Here is a 20139-nt window from a genome sequence, read left to right on the forward strand (position 1 = left end):
GCTACGCTTACGTTTGAAAACTTGGTGGAGGATGACGGGATCGAACCGACGACCCCCTGCTTGCAAAGCAGGTGCTCTCCCAGCTGAGCTAATCCCCCTGGGTGGTACTGGTAGGGCTGGTTGGGCTCGAACCAACGACCCCCGCGTTATCAACACGGTGCTCTAACCAGCTGAGCTACAGCCCCATTTGTTCTTCGTATTACAACAGCCGATAAGTGTGGACGTTTGAGTCTGATGCCGACTCTAGAAAGGAGGTGATCCAGCCGCACCTTCCGATACGGCTACCTTGTTACGACTTCACCCCAGTCACGAATCCTACGCTCCCATGGTGTGACGGGCGGTGTGTACAAGACCCGGGAACGTATTCACCGCGACATGCTGATCCGCGATTACTAGCGATTCCAACTTCATGTAGTCGAGTTGCAGACTACAATCCGGACTACGATACACTTTCTGGGATTAGCTCCCCCTCGCGGGTTGGCGGCCCTCTGTATGTACCATTGTATGACGTGTGAAGCCCTACCCATAAGGGCCATGAGGACTTGACGTCATCCCCACCTTCCTCCGGTTTGTCACCGGCAGTCTCATTAGAGTGCTCTTGCGTAGCAACTAATGACAAGGGTTGCGCTCGTTGCGGGACTTAACCCAACATCTCACGACACGAGCTGACGACAGCCATGCAGCACCTGTGTGCAGGTTCTCTTTCGAGCACTCCCAAATCTCTCCGGGATTCCTGCCATGTCAAGGGTAGGTAAGGTTTTTCGCGTTGCATCGAATTAATCCACATCATCCACCGCTTGTGCGGGTCCCCGTCAATTCCTTTGAGTTTTAATCTTGCGACCGTACTCCCCAGGCGGTCTACTTCACGCGTTAGCTGCGTTACTAAGTCAATTAAGACCCAACAACTAGTAGACATCGTTTAGGGCGTGGACTACCAGGGTATCTAATCCTGTTTGCTCCCCACGCTTTCGTGCATGAGCGTCAGTTTTGACCCAGGGGGCTGCCTTCGCCATCGGTGTTCCTCCACATCTCTACGCATTTCACTGCTACACGTGGAATTCTACCCCCCTCTGCCAAACTCTAGCCTCGCAGTCTCCATCGCCATTCCCAGGTTAAGCCCGGGGATTTCACGACAGACTTACGAAACCGCCTGCGCACGCTTTACGCCCAGTAATTCCGATTAACGCTTGCACCCTACGTATTACCGCGGCTGCTGGCACGTAGTTAGCCGGTGCTTATTCTTCAGGTACCGTCAGCAGATCTGGATATTAGCCAGACCCTTTTCTTCCCTGACAAAAGAGCTTTACAACCCGAAGGCCTTCTTCACTCACGCGGCATTGCTGGATCAGGGTTGCCCCCATTGTCCAAAATTCCCCACTGCTGCCTCCCGTAGGAGTCTGGACCGTGTCTCAGTTCCAGTGTGGCTGGTCGTCCTCTCAGACCAGCTACTGATCGTTGCCTTGGTGGGCCTTTACCCCACCAACTAGCTAATCAGATATCGGCCGCTCCAGGAGCACAAGGTCTTGCGATCCCCTGCTTTCATCCTTAGATCGTATGCGGTATTAGCGTAACTTTCGCTACGTTATCCCCCACTCTTGGGTACGTTCCGATATATTACTCACCCGTTCGCCACTCGCCGCCAGGGTTGCCCCCGCTGCCGTTCGACTTGCATGTGTAAAGCATGCCGCCAGCGTTCAATCTGAGCCAGGATCAAACTCTTCAGTTCAATCTCTGTTTTTCCGATATTGCTACCGGAGGTCACTCACTCAAAATACTGACGAATCTCTTTCGAGATTACGTTTAATATATTTTGTGCGAGCGTTATAACGTATATTTTGAGCATCGAGCCCGAAGGCTCGGGCACATCGTCAAACGCCCACACTTATCGACTGTTGATTTTTAAAGATCGCTGCTTTTGTTTAACGAAGCGTTGTGTTCGTTGCAGCAGAGAAGCGAGATTATGCAGTGTTCCGTATAACTCGTCAACCCCATCTTTTTCTCGTTTCGCTTCGCTGATTTGTCAGCGCTGCGTTGCGAGGGACAGAACTATAGCAAACGATCCGGCTGTCCGCAAGGGCATTCTTCTATTCCCGTATTTCTGCATTCTGTCGCACACCGGTAGCGGCTTTCCGCAAGCTTAACTACACTTGCCCCATATTCAATAGAAAGTCGCGCATGTTTCCAACCCCGAAAGCCCAAGACACAGCAAAAACCCTCCTGGCCTGGCTCCACCGAGGCTTTGATGCGACGACCGGCTGGGTAACGCACCTGTCGTGGTGGAAGTTCTTCCTGTTTGCTGCGCTCTCCATGATTGCAGCGTCGATCTTGCAGGACGAGCTGTTCTCGCCTTCCCGCGAGGAAGAGATGGTGATCCGCTCCCATAAGCGCACAAAATCGGGCAACGCCGACCCAAATATCACGATTGACGATAGCGGCATCCACTTCAACCCGCGTGCTGGCAAGATCAAGAAACAAGCCAGCGCTGAGGCGAGCATCGACGAAGCCACTGACGCGACTGAAGCTTCAGAAGCCGCTGCTGCCGAGGCGGCAGCTCCCGCCATGCCAGCCGAGCCTGCCGCTCCCGCCATGCCGGCGCCCCCGGCCCCGCCGGCACCGAAAGCAAACCGCGCGAAACCTGCAGCGCCAGCCGCCCCGGCGGCACCAATGCCTGGCGAGGAAGTCCATATTGAGCTGCCTCCGCAAATTGGCGAGGAGCTGTCCAACGCACTGGAGCAAGCGGTGGACAGCGCAGCCGAAGAAAAAGTCTCGCGCTATCACAAGCAGGCTTCGACTTGGTTCACCAGTTTCATCACCCTTCTTTTGCTAGCACTTTTCGCGATGAAGGCACTGGTTGGCGGCAAGAAGAAGGCAGAAGCCGAAGCCCAGGTGGCCAACGCCGCGGCTGAACGTGAATCCATGCAGCGCCAACTAAGCGAGGCCAAGATGCAAATGATGCAGGCCCAGGTCGAACCGCACTTCCTGTTCAATACCCTGGCCTCCGTGGAGCACCTGATCGAAACCGATCCGCCGCGCGCCTCGGCCATGCAGCGCAGCCTGATCAAATACCTGCGAGCCGTACTGCCGCAAATGCGCGAAAACAAGCTGACCAGCACGCTCGGCAGCGAGTCCGATATGGTGGTCGCTTACCTGGCCCTGTTGAAGATGCGCATGGAAGAGCGCCTCACCGTCGACTTCGACGTGCCGGAAGGCCTGCGCACCGCCGCCTTCCCGCCGATGATGCTGCAGTCCATGGTTGAAAACGCGATCAAGCACGGCCTGGAGGGCAAACCGGAAGGGGGCTACCTGAAAGTCCGCGCTGAAGTGGCACACAGCAAACTGCGCGTCGCCGTGACTGACGATGGCCTGGGTTTTGGCGCCAAGCCAAGCACCGGTACCGGCCTGGGCCTGACCAATATCCGCGAACGCCTGAAGCTGCTCCATGGCGACCAGGCATCACTGAAAATCGAGCCCAACCAGCCAAGCGGCGTGATCGCGATTATCGAGGTGCCATACCAGTTGGCACGCTCGGAATAAGCGATTGCCTTGTGCGGCGATCCATTGAATAATTGATACTTCTTATTTCCTAATATTGAGCACTATGCCCACAGCAATTATTGCCGACGATGAGAGACTGATGCGCGACCAGCTGCGCATGCGGCTGGAACAAGTATGGCCCGAACTTGAGATCCTTGGCGAAGCCAAGAACGGCGACGAAGCAGTTGACCTGGTCGACGAACTGAAGCCTGATTTCACCTTCCTCGACATCCGCATGCCCGGCAAGACCGGCATGGAAGCAGCCGCTGAAATCGGCAACAAGAGCAATGTGGTTTTCGTCACCGCGTATGATGCCTATGCAGTGGAAGCATTCGAGCGCGGCGCGGTCGACTACGTGTTGAAACCGCCGGAGCCTGAGCGCCTGAAAGTCACCGTTGAGCGCCTGAAAGGCCGCCTGTCCTCGCCGGCAGCCAGCGCTGCGCAAGGCGCCGACATGGCTGCCATCCTGAACCAGCTTGCGGAAAAGATCGCCTCGCCGAAGCCCAAATACCTGCAATGGATCCAGGCCAGCATCGGGTCTGACCTGCGCATGATTCCAGTCGAGGAAATCCTGTTCTTCCGCTCGGACGAGAAATACACCTGCGTGCAAACCGACAAGTTCGAGGCACTGATCCGCAAGCCGGTGCGCGACCTGGCCGAGGAACTGGACCCGTCGCTGTTCTGGCAGATCCACCGCGCGACCCTGGTCAATGTGAACGCCATCGAAGGCGTAACGCGCGACATCCGCGGGCGCCACCTTGTTATGATCAAAGGCCGCCCAGACAAGCTGGAAGTCAGCCGCTCATTCCTCCATCTGTTCAAGCAGATGTGATCCAGATCAAGCCGCCCTGCGGCTTGCTGTAATACGGTGTCCTGGTGGTTGCTGCCACCAGGAGGCCAACTTGAAGAATCCCCGCACCCGCGTCCAGGGACGCCGCTCAACCGACTCCGCCCTTGCGGAAATCCGGGAAGATGAACGCGTCCACATCTCGCGTGAACTGCACGACGATCTCGGGCAACTGCTGGCGACCCTGCGTGTCGAACTCACGCTCTTGAAACAACTGCCGCCTGACTCACCCGATGCCGAGGCGCACCTGGCCAACATGGACAGCCTGCTCGTGACGGCCATCGGCTCCCTGCGCCGCATCGCAGGCAACTTGCGCCCGCGCGCACTCGACGAAGGCGGCCTGTACTTTGCGCTGGAATCGTTGCGGCGGGAGTTCGAAAAGCGGCATGGCATCCGCTGCCAGCTGGATGCGCTGCGCGACGCCCTGGTGCTCGATGAGAGTTATAGCACTGCCATCTATCGGCTGGTGCAGGAATCTTTGACCAATATCGCCCGCCACGCGGGTGCCTCCACAGCCAAAGTGCACTTGCAGCGCGATGCGGGGGAGCTGTTCATCGATATCTCTGATGACGGTCGGGGCATCGGCGTCGGCGATATGGCGAAGGCAGATGCGCTTGGCCTGCTCGGCATGCGCGAGCGTGTCGCGGCACTGCGCGGCAGCATGAACGTCGATGGCGGCAGCGGGACGCGCATCTCGATCACGATCCCCCTCCCCTCCGGCACATAAAAAAAGGGCGGGCCCGAAGACCCGCCAAAGATCATGAATCACCTCGAGAGAGAGTGGTACTGCTTGCTACAAAAGCTGCTTAGAAGGCGTGGCGGATGCCCAGGTTGAAGGCTTTGTCGCCAGTACCGGCTTCGGTGTTGTTGCCAACGGTGTAGCCGGCGCCGTTCTTGTTCTTGATCTTGGCGATCGCGGTGTAAGCGGTGGTGCGCTTGGACAGCGCGTACAGGTAGCCGATGCCGAACTGGTTGGCGTCCTGGTTGTTGGACTTGTCGTCCTTGCGGATGTAGGAAGCGACCAGGGTGCCGCCGCCCATTGGCACGCCCACGCCCAGCAGAAGTTCGTTGCCGTCGGTAGAGGCTTTTGGAGCAACAGCCAGGCCATATGCATTCGCCACTGGCAGCGGTGCCGAACCGGCGCCCTTGTCTTTTTCGTAGCCGAAGTAGACTTTGACGACGCCGAAGTCGTAGTTGGCAGCCAACAGGGTGTTCTTGGCTTTGTCTTTACGCACGGCTGGAGTGGCGCCCACTGCAGCGGTATCGTTGTTCTTGTTGTTGTGAACCAGGCGAACATTCAGCTCTTTGCTGGTGTAGTTCACGCCGAAGCCGAACTGGCGGCCAGCGGTATTGTCGCCAGCTTGTTCGCCCATGCCGTACAGGGCATCGACGCTGAAGCCCGAGAACACTGGGGAGTTATAGACGATGGCGTTCGACAAGCGGGTGTTGACGCCGCCGGTAGGGAACAGGTTCTTGGCGCTGCCAGCGTAGCCGGCGCCGAATGGGTCGGCAACTTGCGACAGGGCGTTGTACAGCATGGTGTACTGGCGGCCCAGGGTGATCTGGCCTGCTTCAGCGCTCTTCAGGCCAACGAAAGCCTGGCGCTGTGCGAACACGCCTGCGGTGTCCTGGTCGCCGGTATCGATCTTGACGCCGGATTCGATTGCGAAGATAGCGGAAGTGCCGCCACCCAGGTCTTCAACACCCTTGAAGCCCAGGCGGGAAGCCGAACCCACACCACTGGTCACCTTGTTGACGCTGCCGTTCACGCCGCCGCGCTCTGCGACGAAGCCTGCGTCAGCGATACCGTAGATGGTCACATTGGACTGGGCTTGAGCTTGTGCTGCGAAACCGCTGATGATCAGTGCTGCCAGAGTAAGTTTTTTCACTTGTTGTCCTACGTTGTTGAAGTTGAGGGAAATGTTTCAAACGCAGCTATATTGCCCCTCAATTACTTCAACAATGTGACAGGAAAAAATTACTTCAGGCGTGATGTCACAACCCAGTAATATTCGGACCGCAAGACCTTGATTTCACGCGCAGCGATGCCCAAACGCTTGCGCAGCCAGCTGTCGGACGGATAATTTTTCATCACTTCAAATCGGTTTCCGTCGTCATCTTTCTGGAATTCGTAGGTATTTCCGTGCTGGTCGGTGCGCGCAACCGGGAAGCTCTCGCCATCGACATAGTCTTCGCCCATCAAAACCAGCAAGACATCCTTGCCAAGCTTGTCACGAAGCTGTTTCAGGAACTTGTCCTGTTTTTCACGCCCCAGCTGGGACCACAGGAATTCGGCGTAGACAGCCGTGTACTGGCCTGGAGCGGCCTCAAGGCCATCCAGGTCGAGGCTTTCCAGCTGCAGGACCTCATGGCCATCCAGCAGTTCTTCGATGTGCTCGCGCACTTCGTACAGTTCTTCTTCGTTAATCACAGTTCGTAGTTCTCATGTTCGCCCTTCATCGCCTGTTCGATCAGCTTGCGGTTCAACGTCGGCGCCAGCAACTCGATGAAGGTATATATATAGGATCGCAGGTAGGCACCCTGCTTGACGGCCACCCGCGACACATTCATGCCGAACAGGTGGCCCGCGGGGATGGCCCGCAGGCTGCGGTCGCGCTCAGGGTCGAAGGCCATACCGGCAATGATGCCGACGCCCATGCCCAGCTCCACATAGGTCTTGATCACGTCCGCATCGATCGCTTCCAGCAGCACGTCCGGCTTCAGGCCCCGCTTCTCAAAGGCCTGGTCGATGCGCGACCGGCCAGCGAAGGCGGCATCATACGTGATGATGTGGTGCTCGGCCACCTCTTCCAGCGTGACGGACTTGATCCTTAACAGCGGGTGGTCCGGCGGCACCACCACCACGTGCTCCCACTGGTAGCAAGGCAGGGTAATCAGTCCGTCGATGGCGGCAATGGATTCGGTGGCAATGGCCAGGTCGGCCTGGTCGCGCTGCACCATCTCCGCGATCTGCCTGGGATTACCTTGCAATAAAGACAACCTCACCTTCGGGTATTTCTGCATGAAGGCCTGTACTACTTTCGGCAGGGTGTAGCGCGCCTGAGTGTGCGTGGTGGCGATGGTGAAGCTGCCCGAGTCCTGGGCCGCGTACTCCTTGCCAATCCGTTTCAGGCTATCGATCTCCTGCATGATCAATTCAACCGAGGACAACACCAGCCGGCCAGGCTCGGTCAGGCCGCGAATCCGTTTGCCGTGCCTTGTGAAAATATCAACACCCAATTCCTCCTCCAGCTCGATGATCGCCTTGGAGACGCCCGGCTGGGACGTAAACAAGGCCTTGGCGGCGTCGGTCAGGTTGTAGTTCTGGCGCACGGCTTCCCGCACGAATCGCAGTTGGTGAAGGTTCATTCTCGCTCTCGTTGGACTCCCCAGCGCATATTTTACGCTGATGCTTATGCCTTAACAGCATATAAGCAAATAAAGACTATGTTGTTTGGAATAAGGCCCCAGTTTATTACCATTGATTCCACTTCGGGCATGCCTTACTGGGAAAGCTATGTATCAATACGATCAATACGACCACCTCATCATCCGCGAACGCATCGAGCAGTATCGCGACCAGGTTCAACGCCGCCTGAACGATGAGTTGACCGAGGCCGAATTCCTGCCGCTTCGCTTGCAGAATGGCCTGTACATGCAGCGTCACGCTTATATGCTGCGTATCGCCGTCCCTTACGGCCTGCTGAGCTCCAGGCAAATGCGCATGTTCGCGCACATCGCCCGCAAATATGACCGCGGTTACGGCCACTTCACCACTCGCCAGAACATCCAGTTCAACTGGATCAAGCTGGAAGAGACGCCGGAAATCCTGAGCGACCTGGCTTCGGTGGAAATGCACGCCATCCAGACTTCGGGCAACTGCATCCGCAATGTGACTTCCGACGAATTCGCCGGCGTGGCCGCCGACGAGATCATCGACCCGCGCCCATACGCCGAGGTGCTGCGCCAGTGGTCGACCTTCCACCCTGAGTTCATCGCCCTGCCGCGCAAGTTCAAGGTGGCGATCAACGGCGCCGTGGAAGACCGTGCCGCCATCGCCGTGCACGATATCGGCCTGACCGTGGTAAAGAACGAAGCCGGCGAAATCGGCTTCAAGGTGATGGTCGGTGGCGGCATGGGCCGTACCCCGATCCTGGGCAGCGTGATTCGCGAATTCCTGCCGCGCGAACACCTGCTGACCTATACCGAAGCGATCATGCGTGTGTATAACCTACACGGCCGCCGCGACAACAAGTACAAGGCCCGCATCAAGATCCTGCTGAAAGCCCTGGGCGTGGAAGAGTTCGCCCGCCAGGTGGAAGCCGAGTGGGAAGACCTGAAGGGCACCGAACAGACCCTGACGCTGGAAGAAATGGAGCGTATCATCGCCTATTTCCAGCCGCACGAATACAAGGCCTTGCCGTCTTACGACGCTGCCGCCGCCCACGCGGAGAAGCCATTCCAGAACTGGTTGAAGCGCAATGTAAAGCCGCACAAGGTGCCGGGCTACGCCGCTGTCGTGCTGTCGCTGAAGAAGACCGGTGTGCCGCCGGGCGATGCGACCGCCGAGCAGATGGATTACATGGCCGACCTGGCCGACCGCTACAGCTTCGGCGAACTGCGTGTGACGCACGAACAGAACATCGTGCTGGCCGACGTGGAACAATCCCAGTTGTACGCACTGTGGCAGGAGATCAAGGCGCACGGCCTGGCAACGCCGAATATCGGCCTGCTGACCGACATTATCTGCTGCCCTGGCGGCGACTTCTGCTCGCTGGCGAATGCCAAGTCGATCCCGATTGCGCAGGCGATTGCCGAGCGCTTCGACCATATCGACTTCCTGCACGATATCGGTGATTTCGAGCTGAATATCTCGGGCTGCATCAACGCCTGCGGCCACCACCACGTCGGCAATATCGGCGTGCTGGGTGTCGACAAGGACGGCAGCGAATGGTATCAAGTGTCGATTGGCGGCGCGCAAGGCAACAACTCCGCCATCGGCAAGATCATTGGCCCGTCGTTCTCCGCGCAGCAGATGCCGGAAGTGATCGACCGCCTGTTGCAAGTGTACGTTCGCGAACGCACTCCGGAAGAGCGCTTCGTGGACACCGCGCAGCGCCTGGGCATTGCCCCGTTCAAGGAATTTGTATACGCCACGCCGATTGAAACCGCTGGCCGCCTGGTAGGAGAAGACGAATATGCCTAAGCAAATCATCAAGGGCCGCGCAATCGTGGCCGACGACTGGAACCTGCTGCGCGCCGAAGAAGGCGCTGAGGCAGCCACTGTGGCTGCCCTGGCCGTGCCGGCTGGCCGCGTGATCGTCCCGCTGGCAACCTGGCTGGCGCAGCGCGAAGCGCTCGCGAGCCGCGCTGCCGCCGGCGAAATCGCCGTGTGGCTGGCACCGGACGAAGATCCGGTCGCACTGCGCGATGACCTGCCACGCCTGGCGCTGGTGGCGGTCGATTTCCCGAAATTTACGGATGGCCGCGGCTATTCCCACGCCTGGAACCTGCGTTCCCGCCTGGGCTGGACTGGCGAACTGCGCGCCATCGGCGACGTGCTGCGCGACCAGCTGTTCTCTATGCAGCGCGTAGGCTTCGACGCTTACGACACCCGCCCGGACCGCAGCATTGAAGACGCGCTGAAGGGCCTGACCGTGTTCAGCGAGACTTACCAGGCATCGGTGGACCAGCGTGTACCGCTGTTCCGCCGCCACGCACGTCCTGCACCTGCTGCCGGAGCCTGACCATGAGCGAGCTCGCCACCCGCGTGCGGGATACGCTAGCCACGCTCGAACGCGTTGCCGAAGAGTTCTCGCCCGCCGTTTTCGCCTCCAGCCTGGCCGCCGAGGACATGGTCCTGACGGACCTGATCCTGAAGGCCGGCCTGCCGATCGGCATCTTCTCGCTGGAGACCGGCCGCCTGCACAAGGAAACCACGGGCATGGTGGAGCGCGTGCAGGAGCGCTACGGCTACGAGATCGCGCTGTACCGCCCGGTGCAGGCCGATATCGACGCCTACGTGGAAAAGAAAGGCTTGAACGCCTTCTACGACAGCGTCGAACTGCGCAAGGAATGCTGCAATATCCGCAAGGTAGAGCCCCTGGGCCGTGCCTTGAACGGCAAAAAATCATGGATTACCGGCCAGCGTCGCGCCCAGTCTGCAACCCGCTCCGACCTGTCGGTGCAGGAGTATGATGGTTCGCACAGCATGGAAAAGTTCAATCCCCTGGCCGACTGGTCGGAACAGGAAGTGTGGGACTACATCCGCGCCAACGACGTGCCTTACAACCCGCTGCACGACCAGGGTTATCCGTCCATCGGCTGCGAGCCCTGCACCCGCGCCATCCAGCCAGGCGAAGATGTTCGCGCCGGCCGCTGGTGGTGGGAAAACCCGGACTCCAAGGAATGCGGCCTGCACCTGGTAGACGGCAAACTGATTCGTATTAAGAAAGCAAGCTAAATGAACGCACTGGTAGAACAACACGTCAATTCGCGCCACCTCGACGCGCTGGAGTCGGAAGCCATCCACATCCTGCGCGAGGTTGCCGCCGAATGCTCGAACCCTGCCCTGCTGTTCAGCGGCGGCAAGGACTCCGTGGTGCTGTTGCGGCTTGCGGAAAAGGCTTTCCGCCCCGGGAAGTTCCCATTCCCGCTGGTGCACATCGACACCGGCCACAACTTCGCGGAAGTGATCGAGTTCCGCGACCGCCGCGTGGCCGAACTGGGCGAACGCCTGATCGTCGGTTCCGTGGAGGACTCCATCAAGAAGGGTACCGTGCGCCTGCGTAATCCGGCCACCGATTCGCGCAACGCTGCGCAAGCCGTGACGCTGCTGGAAACCATCGCCGAACACGGCTTCGACGCCTGCATCGGCGGCGCCCGCCGCGACGAGGAAAAGGCCCGTGCCAAGGAGCGCATCTTCTCCTTCCGCGATGAATTCGGCCAGTGGGATCCGAAAGCACAACGCCCGGAACTGTGGGACCTGTATAACACCCGCGTCCACCCAGGCGAAAACATGCGCGTGTTCCCGATCTCGAATTGGACCGAGCTGGATGTGTGGCAGTACATCGCCCGTGAAAAACTGGCCCTGCCGTCGATTTACTTCGCGCACGAACGCCAGGTGATCCCGCGCAACGGCCTGCTGGTGCCGCTGACCGACCTGACCCCGGCCCGTGAAGGCGAGACCATCGAAACCCAGGTAGTGCGCTTCCGCACCGTGGGCGACATCTCCTGCACCTGCCCGGTGTCTTCCGACGCTGCCGACGTTGACGCGATCATCGCCGAAACCGCCGTCACCCAGATCACCGAACGCGGCGCCACCCGGATGGACGACCAGACCTCCGAAGCCTCCATGGAAAAACGCAAGAAGCAAGGATACTTCTGATGAACGCACTGAACGACAACCTGAACGAACGTAGCCTGCTGCGCTTCATCACCGCCGGCTCCGTCGACGACGGCAAGAGCACCCTGATCGGCCGCCTGCTGTTCGACAGCAAGGGCATCTTCGCCGACCAGCTGGCAGCCGTGTCGCGCGCCAAGCATAAGCGCACCGTGGGCGACACCATCGACCTGTCGCTGCTGACCGACGGCCTGGAAGCCGAGCGCGAACAAGGCATTACCATCGACGTGGCTTACCGCTACTTCGCCACTCCTAAACGCAAGTTCATCATCGCCGATACCCCGGGCCACGAGCAGTACACCCGCAATATGGTGACCGGCGCCTCCACCGCCGATGCCGTGATCATCCTGGTCGACGTGTCGAAAGTGAAGCTGCGCGAAGACGGCGGCGTGGACCTGCTGATCCAGACCAAGCGCCACTCCACCATCGCCCACCTGCTGCAAATCGAGCACGTGGTGGTGGCTGTCAACAAGATGGACCTGGTGAACTACGACCAGGACGTGTACGATCGTATCGTCAAGGCCTACCGCGAATTCGCCGCCACCCTCGGCATCAAGGACGTGAAGACCATTCCGCTGTCCGCGCTGGCCGGCGACAACGTGGTTGACGCCGGCCAGCGCATGCCGTGGTACCAGGGCCCGACCCTGATCGAGCTGCTGGAAGACCTGTCCGTGTACGACGAATCGCATGGCGCAGCCTTCCGCTTCCCGGTGCAACTGGTGGCACGCCACAACGGCCACGAAGCCAACGATTTCCGCGGCTACATGGGCCGCATCGAGGCCGGCAACGTGGCAGTTGGCGACAAGCTGGTGGTTCAGCCATCCGGCCAGGCCGCCACGGTCAAGGAAATCGTCACCTTCGACGGCTCCCTGCAGAGCGCCAGTGCCGGCCAGTCGGTCACCATCGTTCTGGAAGAATATGTGGACGTGTCGCGCGGCGACCTGCTGGCCTCCAGCGTCCAGCCGGCCACCCTGCTCAAGCAAGTCAGCGCCGATGTGTGCTGGCTGTCCGAAGAGCCGCTGGACCTGCGCCGCAAGTACTGGATCAAGCACGGCACCAAGCAGACTGCCGCCAAAGTGAGCAAAATTGACTCCATCCTTGACATCAACACCCAGCAGCGGCACGATGCGGATGCGTTGAAGCTGAACGATGTGGCGCGCATTGCGCTGACCGTGCAGCAACCGCTGGCGGCCGATGCCTATTCGGACATTCGTGCCACCGGCGCCTTCATCCTGATCGATGAAGTCACACACCAGACAGTAGCCGCAGGCATGATCCGCCTCGGCGAATAATTTCGCCAGACAGGAGCCTGCGCATGCCATATGGGAAAGTGTATTTGATTGGAGCTGGCCCCGGGGCGCAGGACCTGATCACCATGCGTGGCGCGCGGCTGCTGGCGCAAGCCGACGTAGTGCTGTACGACGCGCTGGTGACCGAGGAAATGCTGGAACTCTGCCCGCAAGCGGAAAAGATCTCGGTCGGCAAGCGCGCTGGCCAGCGTTCCACCGCCCAGGGCGTCATCAACCAGCAGCTGGTCGAATGCGCAGCGCGCTACCGGACGGTGGTGCGCCTCAAGGGCGGCGATCCCATGCTGTTCGGCCGCGCCGACGAGGAATTGACGGCGCTTGAGCAACATGGGATTGAAGTCGAAGTCGTTCCCGGCATCACCACCGCAGTTGCCGCCGCCGCAGCAGCACAGCAGCCGCTGACCAAGCGCGGCGTGGCGCGCAGCGTGGCATTCTTTACCTCCTCCACTGCCCCGGGACATCCGGAAGAACTCACCATTCCATCCACCGACACGCTGGTGCAGTACATGGGCGGCCGCGAAGCGATCGCCACCGCCAACAACCTGCTGTCGCAGGGCCGCTCGCCGGAGACGCCGGTGGTCGTGATCGAGAACGTCAGCCGCCCGGACCAGCGCGTCGAACGCATTACGCTGGCCGAGCTCGCGCATGGGCTGCCGGCCGCGCACGGGCCGGTGCTGGTCATGCTGGGTAAGGCAATGGCGCCGCGGCCGCAGCAAAGGCGGTAAAATATCGTCCTCTTGCAATGAGAGGAACAAGATGAGCCAAGCCCACGAAGTCCTGGAGCGCGCACGCAATGCGCGCCTGGCAGGCAAATACGAAGACGCCCTGCGCGACCACCTGTGGTTTCACGAGCATGCGCTCGAAGAAGACCCGACCCTGGCTGGCGTTCGCCTGTCCTTCGCCCTGCGCGACTGGATCTACCTCGCCGAACAATTCCCGCTGGCGCGCCGCGCGCTGCAGGCCATCCGCGACCGCGACACCCAGCGCATCCTGAACGGCAGCGCCACGCTGGCCCGCTTCCACGACGTCAGCGCCATCAACAGCGCGCTGGGCGAGGAACGTGCCACCCACGACCTGTTCACGCAGATCGACGCCCAGCTGCCGGAACTGGCCAAAGACTGCGCCGAACTGGCCCTGCCGGCCCTGGTGGCGGTAGAAGACTTCCAGTTGGCGCGGCGCTACCTGCCGGACCCGGTGGCCCGCATCGCCGCCCTTGCCAAGCGTGTTAACGACTTCGCCGAAGACCTGGCAAAGCGCGGCAACACGTCGTCCGCCCCGCAGTTGCTGGCATTCGTGCTGAACTACACCAAGGAAGTACGCCTGGTGGTGGAAGTGTTCCGCCGCCTGGGCGAGGACGAGGAAGTGGCCAAGGCAAGTGCCGCCGCACTCGATTCCTTGAAGTCGGAAGCCCTGCGCGATGCCGTGCAGCGCGAATTCGACAATCCGGGCAGCACTATTGCTGCCATGGTGTCGCACGCCAAAGGCGCTTGACCGTCTTAAACCGCCGTCGCGACCCGCAGTCCCCGCCAACTGCCGGCATCGCGGCTGGCAAGTAGCAGGCACTCGCCCTCGTCCGCTTCCACCACCAGTTGGCCGCGCTCGCCCCACAGCGCGCTGCGGCCAGCCGACTGCCAGCCGCCGGTCGGGCCGCCGCGACCAGCGGCAGTTCAGGCGCCATCGGCCGCCGACTTGAGGCAGTATTCCGTCATCGCGCGCAGCACGGTCGGGTCTTCGCCAACTGCGCCGACTGCGCGGATCGTCACGCCGGGATGCGCAAGGCGCATTTCATCGAGGATCAGCGGCAGGTCGCGCAGCACATGCCCGCCCTGCCCCAGGAACACCGGCACCACGGTGACGTCATCGACGCCTTGCGCGGCCAGCGCTGCCACCTGCTCCGGCAGGCGCGGCGACATCAATTCCAGGAAGGCCAGTGAGACATCAAGATCCGGTGCACGTGCCGCGACCATGTCACGTAATAGCTCGAATGGCGCCGCCCAGCTGGCGGAGCGGGCGCCATGCGCAAACAGCACCAGCGCCCGGCCGCCCATGCTAGTGGCGCTCCACCCAGTAAAGTGCACCCAGCGCCAGCAGCAGGTACAGCAGGCTAGGCATCAGCGCCGTCACGAATGCCGGCAATGCAGACAGCAGGCCGATATGCGAGAACAGCGTATTCACCAGCAGGAAGCTGACACCGATCATGATGCCAATGAAGATTTTCAGGCTCACGCCGCCGGAACGGGTGTGCAGGTAAGCAAAAGGCAGCGCCAATGCCATCAGAACGAAAATCGCCAACGGATCGAACAGCTTCTTCCAGAAGGCGATCTTGAAACGCTCGGTACCCTGCTTGTTTTCCTGCAGGTGGCGCGTGTAGACCGCCAACTCATTGGCAGACATACGTTCAGGATCGGAACCCGACACCGACATGATCTTTGGCGTAATTTCGGAAATCAGCTCCTTGGTGGCGTGGTGCTTGACCTCCACTGCACTGGTAGCCTGGGCATAATTATTGGCCAGGTTGGCCTGAGCACCGTCCACCGCCAGGGCCGGATTGCTGAAAATGTTCTCGGTGACTTCATTCAGCTGCCAGGTGTTATTGCCCTGGAAGTTGGCAGTCTTCGCCAAAGTCACGGAGCGCAGGCGGAAGCTGGTATCAAAGTCGTACAGCTTGACGTCGATCAGTTGGCCATCCGGCCGCACTTCGCGCACATTGAAAAAGCGCGTGCCCGTGACATCGCCGGACATGCCGGCGCTTTTCACGATATCCTTTGTCCACATGCCCGAGCGGAATTCAGTCGACACCGCGGTGCCGCGGCCGGTCAGGCGGATTTTCTCGGACAATGGCGCCAGGCGCGGCGTAATCAGCTCGCCAAAAATGAATGCCAGCACCACAAGCACCAGGCCCACCTTGCCTACCATGACCGCCGCGGTACGCGTCGACATCGACGAAGCGCGCATGATGGTGAATTCGGACGTCGAGGCAAATTGCGCCATTGTATAAATGGTGCCGATCAACGCAGCCACCGGCAGCACTTCGTTGACGTGTTGCGGCAGCATGGTCAGCACATAAAACGCCGCATGCTGCATACCGTAGCCATTTTTGCCCACGGCAGGCAGTTCGCCGGTCAGGTCCATGAAGGCTTGCAGGCCAATCAGGGCCGCCAGCGCAAAGGCCACCGCCTGCAGGATCGAGACGAAGAAGTAACGTTGGAGGATGCTCATTTCCTGGCGCCTCCGCGCTTGAAGGCTGCCCACAGGGCGCGCGGGTGATAGCGGTGGTTCACGTTCAGGCGCCATGCGAACATGGCCAGCACGGCCACCAGGGCAGCCAGGTGCAAGGGCCACCAGCCCATGGCAAAGGTGAACTTGCCCTGCTTGATACTGGCCTCGAACACCTTGGTCAGGTTGTTATAGGTGAAGAAGACCAGCACAGCGATAATCAGGTTGATTGCGCTGCCAGCGCGCGGGTTGGCAAAACCAAGCGGGATTGCCACCAGAATCAGCAACAGGCAGGTAATCGGCAGCGACATGCGCCACATCAGCTCCGCTTTGGTGAACCCATTCCAGTCCGCCAGCAGCGCGGCGGTCGTCATGGAATTGGCATCCTTGGCATCGCCTGTTTCGGACGACTGCTGCGTCACGCGCATGCTGTAGCGCTCAAATTCCATGCTCTGGAAATCAGCATCGCCCGGCTTGCCCTGATAGCGGCGGCCGTTCTTCAGCACCAGGAAACGGTCGCCCGATGGCGTCACGTCGACCACCCCTTCGCTGGCCACGATCACCGATGTGCCCTTGGCGTCAACCTGGTTGACGAACACGTTGCGCACCACGGCATTGGTGCCGGCAACGCCTTCCACAAAGAAGATGCGATTGGCGGAAGCCGATTCCTTGAACTGCCCCGGCGACACCTTCTGCAAATCTTCCCGCTTGGCGAAGCGCTCGACATATTCAGTACTTTTGCCGCGCGCCCAGGGCGTGGCGTAAAAACTGAGTAGGCCGGTCAGCAACACGATCGGCAGGCCGAACGTCAACACCGGCCGGACAAAGCGGGTCAGGCTCAAGCCAGAGGCAAACCACACCACCATCTCGGAATCCTTGTAGGTGCGGGTGATCACCATCAGGACCGAAATAAAACTGGTGAAAACGAGGACAGTTGGCAGATAATTCAGGGCTGCGAACGCTAATAGCGCGATGACATCGCTGGACGCGACTTTGCCACCTGCGGCTCGGCCGAGGATGGTGACCAGAGTCCATGTCAGGAGGATTGAGAACAGCACCGTAAAGGTGGCCCCGGCAGAGCTGACCAGCTCACGGCGGAGGGCGCGATGGAAAATCATTCGACGTTTATAATTCGTTCTACAAAATTAAGGAGAAACCAAATGGACTTTAGCATAAAAGCACTCGACGCCAAGAACACCATCGCCAGCGCCAAAAGCGGCTGCATCGTGGTCGGCGTCTTCGAAAACAAGAAGCTCTCGAAAGCGGCTAAAGCCCTCGACAGCGCTGGCGAAATCACCGCCGCACTGAAATCCGGCGACATTACGGGCAAAGCCGGCACCACCCTGCTGCTGCGAGGCCTGAAAGGCGCTGCCGCCGAACGCGTGCTGCTGGTAGGCTTGGGCGCCGATGAAGCAGTCGCCGAAAAAGCCATCGGTTCCGCCATCAATGCCGCCATCAAGGCGCTGGGCACCGTTGCATCGACGGACGCTATTATCGCACTGCCACTGGAAGAAGTGAAAGGCCGCGACGCCAACTGGGCGATCCGCTCCGTAGTGCTGGCCGGCCGCGACGCCGTGTACCGCACCGACGCGCAAAAATCGAGGAAAGACCCGGCATGGGCCGGCCCGAAGAAAGTCGCCCTGGCCGTGGCAGGCAATGCCGGCAACAAGCTGGCGCTGTCGCAAGCGGTTGCCACCGCCAACGGCATGGAACTGACCAAGGACCTGGGCAACCTGTCCGCCAACGTCTGCACCCCGACCTACCTGGCCAACGTCGCCAAGAAGCTGGGCAAGGACTTCGGTTTTGAAGTCGAAATCCTGGACCGCAAGCAGATGGAAGCCCTGAAGATGGGCTCCTTCCTGTCTGTGACCAATGGTTCCGAGCAGGCGCCGAAGTTCATCGTCCTGAAACACAAAGGCGGCAAGGCCAAGGATGCACCGACCGTCCTGGTGGGCAAAGGCATCACCTTCGACACCGGCGGCATTTCGATCAAGGCCGGTCCAGGCATGGACGAGATGAAATACGATATGTGCGGCGCCGGCTCCGTGCTGGGCACCTTCCGCGCAATCGGCGAAATGGGCCTGAAATCCAACGTGGTCGGCATCGTGGCCGCTTGCGAAAACATGCCGTCCGGCCGCGCCACCAAGCCAGGCGACATCGTCACCTCGATGAATGGCCTGACCATTGAAATCCTGAACACCGACGCCGAAGGCCGCCTGATCCTGTGCGACGCGCTGACCTACGCCGAACGCTTCAACCCGGCCGCCGTGATCGACGTAGCGACCCTGACCGGCGCCTGCATCGTGGCCCTGGGCCACCACAACAGCGGCGTGTTTGCACGCGACGACGAAGCCGGCAACGCGCTGGTCGAGGCCCTGATGGCATCGGGCAAAGCCACCGGCGACACCGCATGGCGCCTGCCGATCGGCGAACAGTACAACGACCAGTTGAAGTCCAACTTCGCAGACCTGGCCAATATCGGTTCCCCAGGCGGCGCTTCCTGCACCGCCGCCGCCTTCCTGGAAAACTTCACCCGCAAGTATCCATGGGCCCACGTCGATATCGCCGGCACCGCCTGGAAGTCGGGCGCCGCCAAAGGCGCCACCGGCCGTCCAGTGCCGATGCTGACCAACTTCCTGATCGGCCGCGCCGGCTGACCGGTAAGCCGACCAACAAAAAAGCCGGGGAAACCCGGCTTTTTCTTTAATAGATCGACGATGTCGGCATGGGCTGCTGCGGCGGCGCACCGCGCGCGGCGGCGCCCTCCCCGCGTTGCAGGACCACCGTAATCGTGGAAGGCAAGTCAAAGCCAGCCCCAGTCTGTTTATCGACAATCTGGCCAGCCCCGAGGGTGAAGATGATATTGCCCCATTTGGAGGCATTCTGGCGCGCCTCGATCTGGTCATAAGCCCAGACATCTTCGCGGCGGCAATCGACGACGAGCGGCTGGGTGCTCTTGTGCACCGACACCCGCCCGGGGGAAGTGACAAACCAGCGGCCCCGGTCGTTCGAGAGCACACAGCCGATGGCAGACACCTGCTGGTGATCCAGCACGGTCTGCACCAGTACCGACTGCTCGGTTGAATCGAAAAGGGTGGCGCAGCCACCCAACGCCGCTGCGCACAGCGCAGCGAACGCGAATCGACTCAGCCTGGATGGCATGCAGTCAGGCTCAGTCGGCCGACTGGCCTCGTTTCTGGCGGAGACCCTGGATGACGTGCATGATGTCGTCCATGCTGTTGGCACCGATGCCCTGGAATGCGTCGAGGACTTCGTTCAGGACTTCGTTACGCACTTCGGCATCAGCAACAGCAATGGCTTGCGGGCGCTGGGATGCAGCGCGTGCGCTTGCCTCGCGGGCAGACTTGCGGCCGCTTGGCGATTTGCCGTGTTCCAGTGCCGCTTGCCAGATCAGCCAGCGACGTTGTGTCTCATATACCAGATACTCTTCTGGCTTGTCTTCGCGCCGACGGACGATTTGGCCGTCCTTCTGCGCCCATGCTTCGAATGCAGATCGCATGTGTATTCCTTTAGTTTGCAGTGCCCGTTAAATCGGAATTAGTTTCCCAATATTACCACTTATTAACGCAAGACAACATTCAAATCCGTTGTAAATAAGCAAAATCACCCAGCTCCGTGGAAACAACTTCGATACCAACCGTTTAATTATATTGACGTTTACGGTTGTTGATAGCGTAATTTTAGTACCAATCTGATAACTTTGAAGCACTATTGGAAATTATTTTTACACCGACACCTTTTTTGCGACAGGAAAGCACAATTTTGATGTCACCGTAGAATCATTGTTTGGCTCAAATACGACAGCTTCCCAT

General features: G+C 60.0%; 19 protein-coding genes, 2 tRNA genes and 1 rRNA gene. 11 read left to right on the forward strand and 11 right to left on the reverse strand.

Going from position 1 to position 20139, the window contains the following annotated elements; all coding sequences use genetic code 11:
- Window positions 1-22 precede the first annotated feature (22 nt).
- From ASD58_RS05890 to ASD58_RS05900, 3 genes are all read right to left on the reverse strand, one after another.
- Window positions 23-98: transfer RNA gene (locus ASD58_RS05890), tRNA-Ala, on the reverse strand.
- 10 nt (window positions 99-108) lie between these two features.
- Window positions 109-185, reverse strand: a tRNA-Ile gene (locus ASD58_RS05895).
- Between the two features lie 62 nt (window positions 186-247).
- A 16S ribosomal RNA gene (locus ASD58_RS05900) occupies window positions 248-1726 on the reverse strand.
- 449 nt (window positions 1727-2175) lie between these two features.
- Between ASD58_RS05900 and ASD58_RS05905 the strand changes: the two genes are divergently transcribed.
- From ASD58_RS05905 to ASD58_RS05915, 3 genes are all read left to right on the forward strand, one after another.
- Window positions 2176-3534 carry a sensor histidine kinase gene (locus ASD58_RS05905; protein WP_057260176.1) on the forward strand — a complete coding sequence of 453 codons (1359 nt, stop codon included), beginning with the start codon at window positions 2176-2178 and terminating at the stop codon, window positions 3532-3534.
- Window positions 3535-3598: 64 nt separating this feature from the next.
- Window positions 3599-4366: a LytTR family DNA-binding domain-containing protein gene (locus ASD58_RS05910; RefSeq protein ID WP_057260177.1), complete on the forward strand. Its 768-nt coding sequence runs from the start codon at window positions 3599-3601 to the stop codon at window positions 4364-4366.
- Between the two features lie 70 nt (window positions 4367-4436).
- Entirely contained in the window at window positions 4437-5108 is a 672-nt protein-coding gene (locus ASD58_RS05915) for a sensor histidine kinase (protein WP_057260178.1), read from the forward strand.
- A 79-nt stretch (window positions 5109-5187) separates the two neighbouring features.
- Here the strand turns inward: ASD58_RS05915 and ASD58_RS05920 are convergent, their stop codons facing one another.
- The 3 genes from ASD58_RS05920 to ASD58_RS05930 form a co-directional block, all read right to left on the reverse strand.
- Window positions 5188-6270: a porin gene (locus ASD58_RS05920; RefSeq protein WP_057260179.1), complete on the reverse strand. Its 1083-nt coding sequence runs from the start codon at window positions 6268-6270 to the stop codon at window positions 5188-5190.
- An 89-nt stretch (window positions 6271-6359) separates the two neighbouring features.
- On the reverse strand, window positions 6360-6812 hold the full coding sequence (locus tag ASD58_RS05925) for a hypothetical protein (protein ID WP_057260180.1): 453 nt from the start codon (window positions 6810-6812) through the stop codon (window positions 6360-6362).
- Window positions 6809-7750 (reverse strand): CysB family HTH-type transcriptional regulator, encoded by a 942-nt coding sequence (locus tag ASD58_RS05930; protein ID WP_057260181.1) that lies wholly within the window; start codon window positions 7748-7750, stop codon window positions 6809-6811. Before ASD58_RS05930 ends, ASD58_RS05925 begins: the two co-directional genes overlap by 4 nt.
- Before the next feature lie 148 nt (window positions 7751-7898).
- On the opposite strand from ASD58_RS05930, the gene ASD58_RS05935 reads away from it, so the two are divergent.
- The 7 genes from ASD58_RS05935 to ASD58_RS05965 are packed head-to-tail and all read left to right on the forward strand — an operon-like array spanning window position 7899 to window position 14581.
- Complete coding sequence (locus ASD58_RS05935; protein WP_057260182.1) at window positions 7899-9587, forward strand: nitrite/sulfite reductase; 1689 nt, start codon at window positions 7899-7901, stop codon at window positions 9585-9587.
- Complete coding sequence (locus ASD58_RS05940; RefSeq protein WP_057260183.1) at window positions 9580-10128, forward strand: DUF934 domain-containing protein; 549 nt, start codon at window positions 9580-9582, stop codon at window positions 10126-10128. The genes ASD58_RS05935 and ASD58_RS05940 overlap by 8 nt, the downstream gene beginning before the upstream one ends.
- Before the next feature lie 2 nt (window positions 10129-10130).
- Window positions 10131-10844 carry a phosphoadenylyl-sulfate reductase gene (locus ASD58_RS05945; RefSeq protein WP_057260184.1) on the forward strand — a complete coding sequence of 238 codons (714 nt, stop codon included), beginning with the start codon at window positions 10131-10133 and terminating at the stop codon, window positions 10842-10844.
- Complete coding sequence (gene cysD / locus ASD58_RS05950; protein ID WP_057260185.1) at window positions 10845-11768, forward strand: sulfate adenylyltransferase subunit CysD; 924 nt, start codon at window positions 10845-10847, stop codon at window positions 11766-11768. It begins immediately after the preceding gene.
- Window positions 11768-13075: a sulfate adenylyltransferase subunit 1 gene (locus tag ASD58_RS05955; protein ID WP_057260186.1), complete on the forward strand. Its 1308-nt coding sequence runs from the start codon at window positions 11768-11770 to the stop codon at window positions 13073-13075. The genes cysD and ASD58_RS05955 overlap by 1 nt, the downstream gene beginning before the upstream one ends.
- A gap of 23 nt (window positions 13076-13098) precedes the next feature.
- Entirely contained in the window at window positions 13099-13815 is a 717-nt protein-coding gene (gene cobA / locus ASD58_RS05960; protein ID WP_057260187.1) for a uroporphyrinogen-III C-methyltransferase, read from the forward strand.
- A gap of 31 nt (window positions 13816-13846) precedes the next feature.
- Window positions 13847-14581, forward strand: coding sequence for a hypothetical protein (locus tag ASD58_RS05965; RefSeq protein ID WP_057260188.1), 735 nt, complete (start codon window positions 13847-13849; stop codon window positions 14579-14581).
- Between the two features lie 176 nt (window positions 14582-14757).
- On the opposite strand, the gene ASD58_RS05970 is transcribed toward ASD58_RS05965, so the two are convergent.
- From ASD58_RS05970 to lptF, 3 genes are read right to left on the reverse strand one after another with little or no spacing between them, the layout of a single operon-like run.
- A complete protein-coding gene (locus ASD58_RS05970) occupies window positions 14758-15138 on the reverse strand; it encodes a sirohydrochlorin chelatase (protein ID WP_057260189.1) in 381 nt (126 codons plus the stop codon).
- A gap of 1 nt (window position 15139) precedes the next feature.
- Window positions 15140-16309: an LPS export ABC transporter permease LptG gene (lptG, locus tag ASD58_RS05975; protein WP_057260190.1), complete on the reverse strand. Its 1170-nt coding sequence runs from the start codon at window positions 16307-16309 to the stop codon at window positions 15140-15142.
- A complete protein-coding gene (gene lptF / locus ASD58_RS05980) occupies window positions 16306-17424 on the reverse strand; it encodes an LPS export ABC transporter permease LptF (protein ID WP_057260191.1) in 1119 nt (372 codons plus the stop codon). The genes lptG and lptF overlap by 4 nt, the downstream gene beginning before the upstream one ends.
- A gap of 42 nt (window positions 17425-17466) precedes the next feature.
- Between lptF and ASD58_RS05985 the strand changes: the two genes are divergently transcribed.
- A complete protein-coding gene (locus tag ASD58_RS05985) occupies window positions 17467-18963 on the forward strand; it encodes a leucyl aminopeptidase (protein ID WP_057260192.1) in 1497 nt (498 codons plus the stop codon).
- Between the two features lie 46 nt (window positions 18964-19009).
- On the opposite strand, the gene ASD58_RS05990 is transcribed toward ASD58_RS05985, so the two are convergent.
- Window positions 19010-19468: a hypothetical protein gene (locus ASD58_RS05990; protein ID WP_082565253.1), complete on the reverse strand. Its 459-nt coding sequence runs from the start codon at window positions 19466-19468 to the stop codon at window positions 19010-19012.
- Window positions 19469-19478: 10 nt separating this feature from the next.
- Entirely contained in the window at window positions 19479-19826 is a 348-nt protein-coding gene (locus ASD58_RS05995; protein ID WP_057260193.1) for a hypothetical protein, read from the reverse strand.
- Between the last annotated feature and the right edge of the window lie 313 nt (window positions 19827-20139).

This window comes from Duganella sp. Root1480D1, assembly GCF_001427305.1.
In the GTDB taxonomy this organism is placed as follows: domain Bacteria; phylum Pseudomonadota; class Gammaproteobacteria; order Burkholderiales; family Burkholderiaceae_D; genus Rugamonas.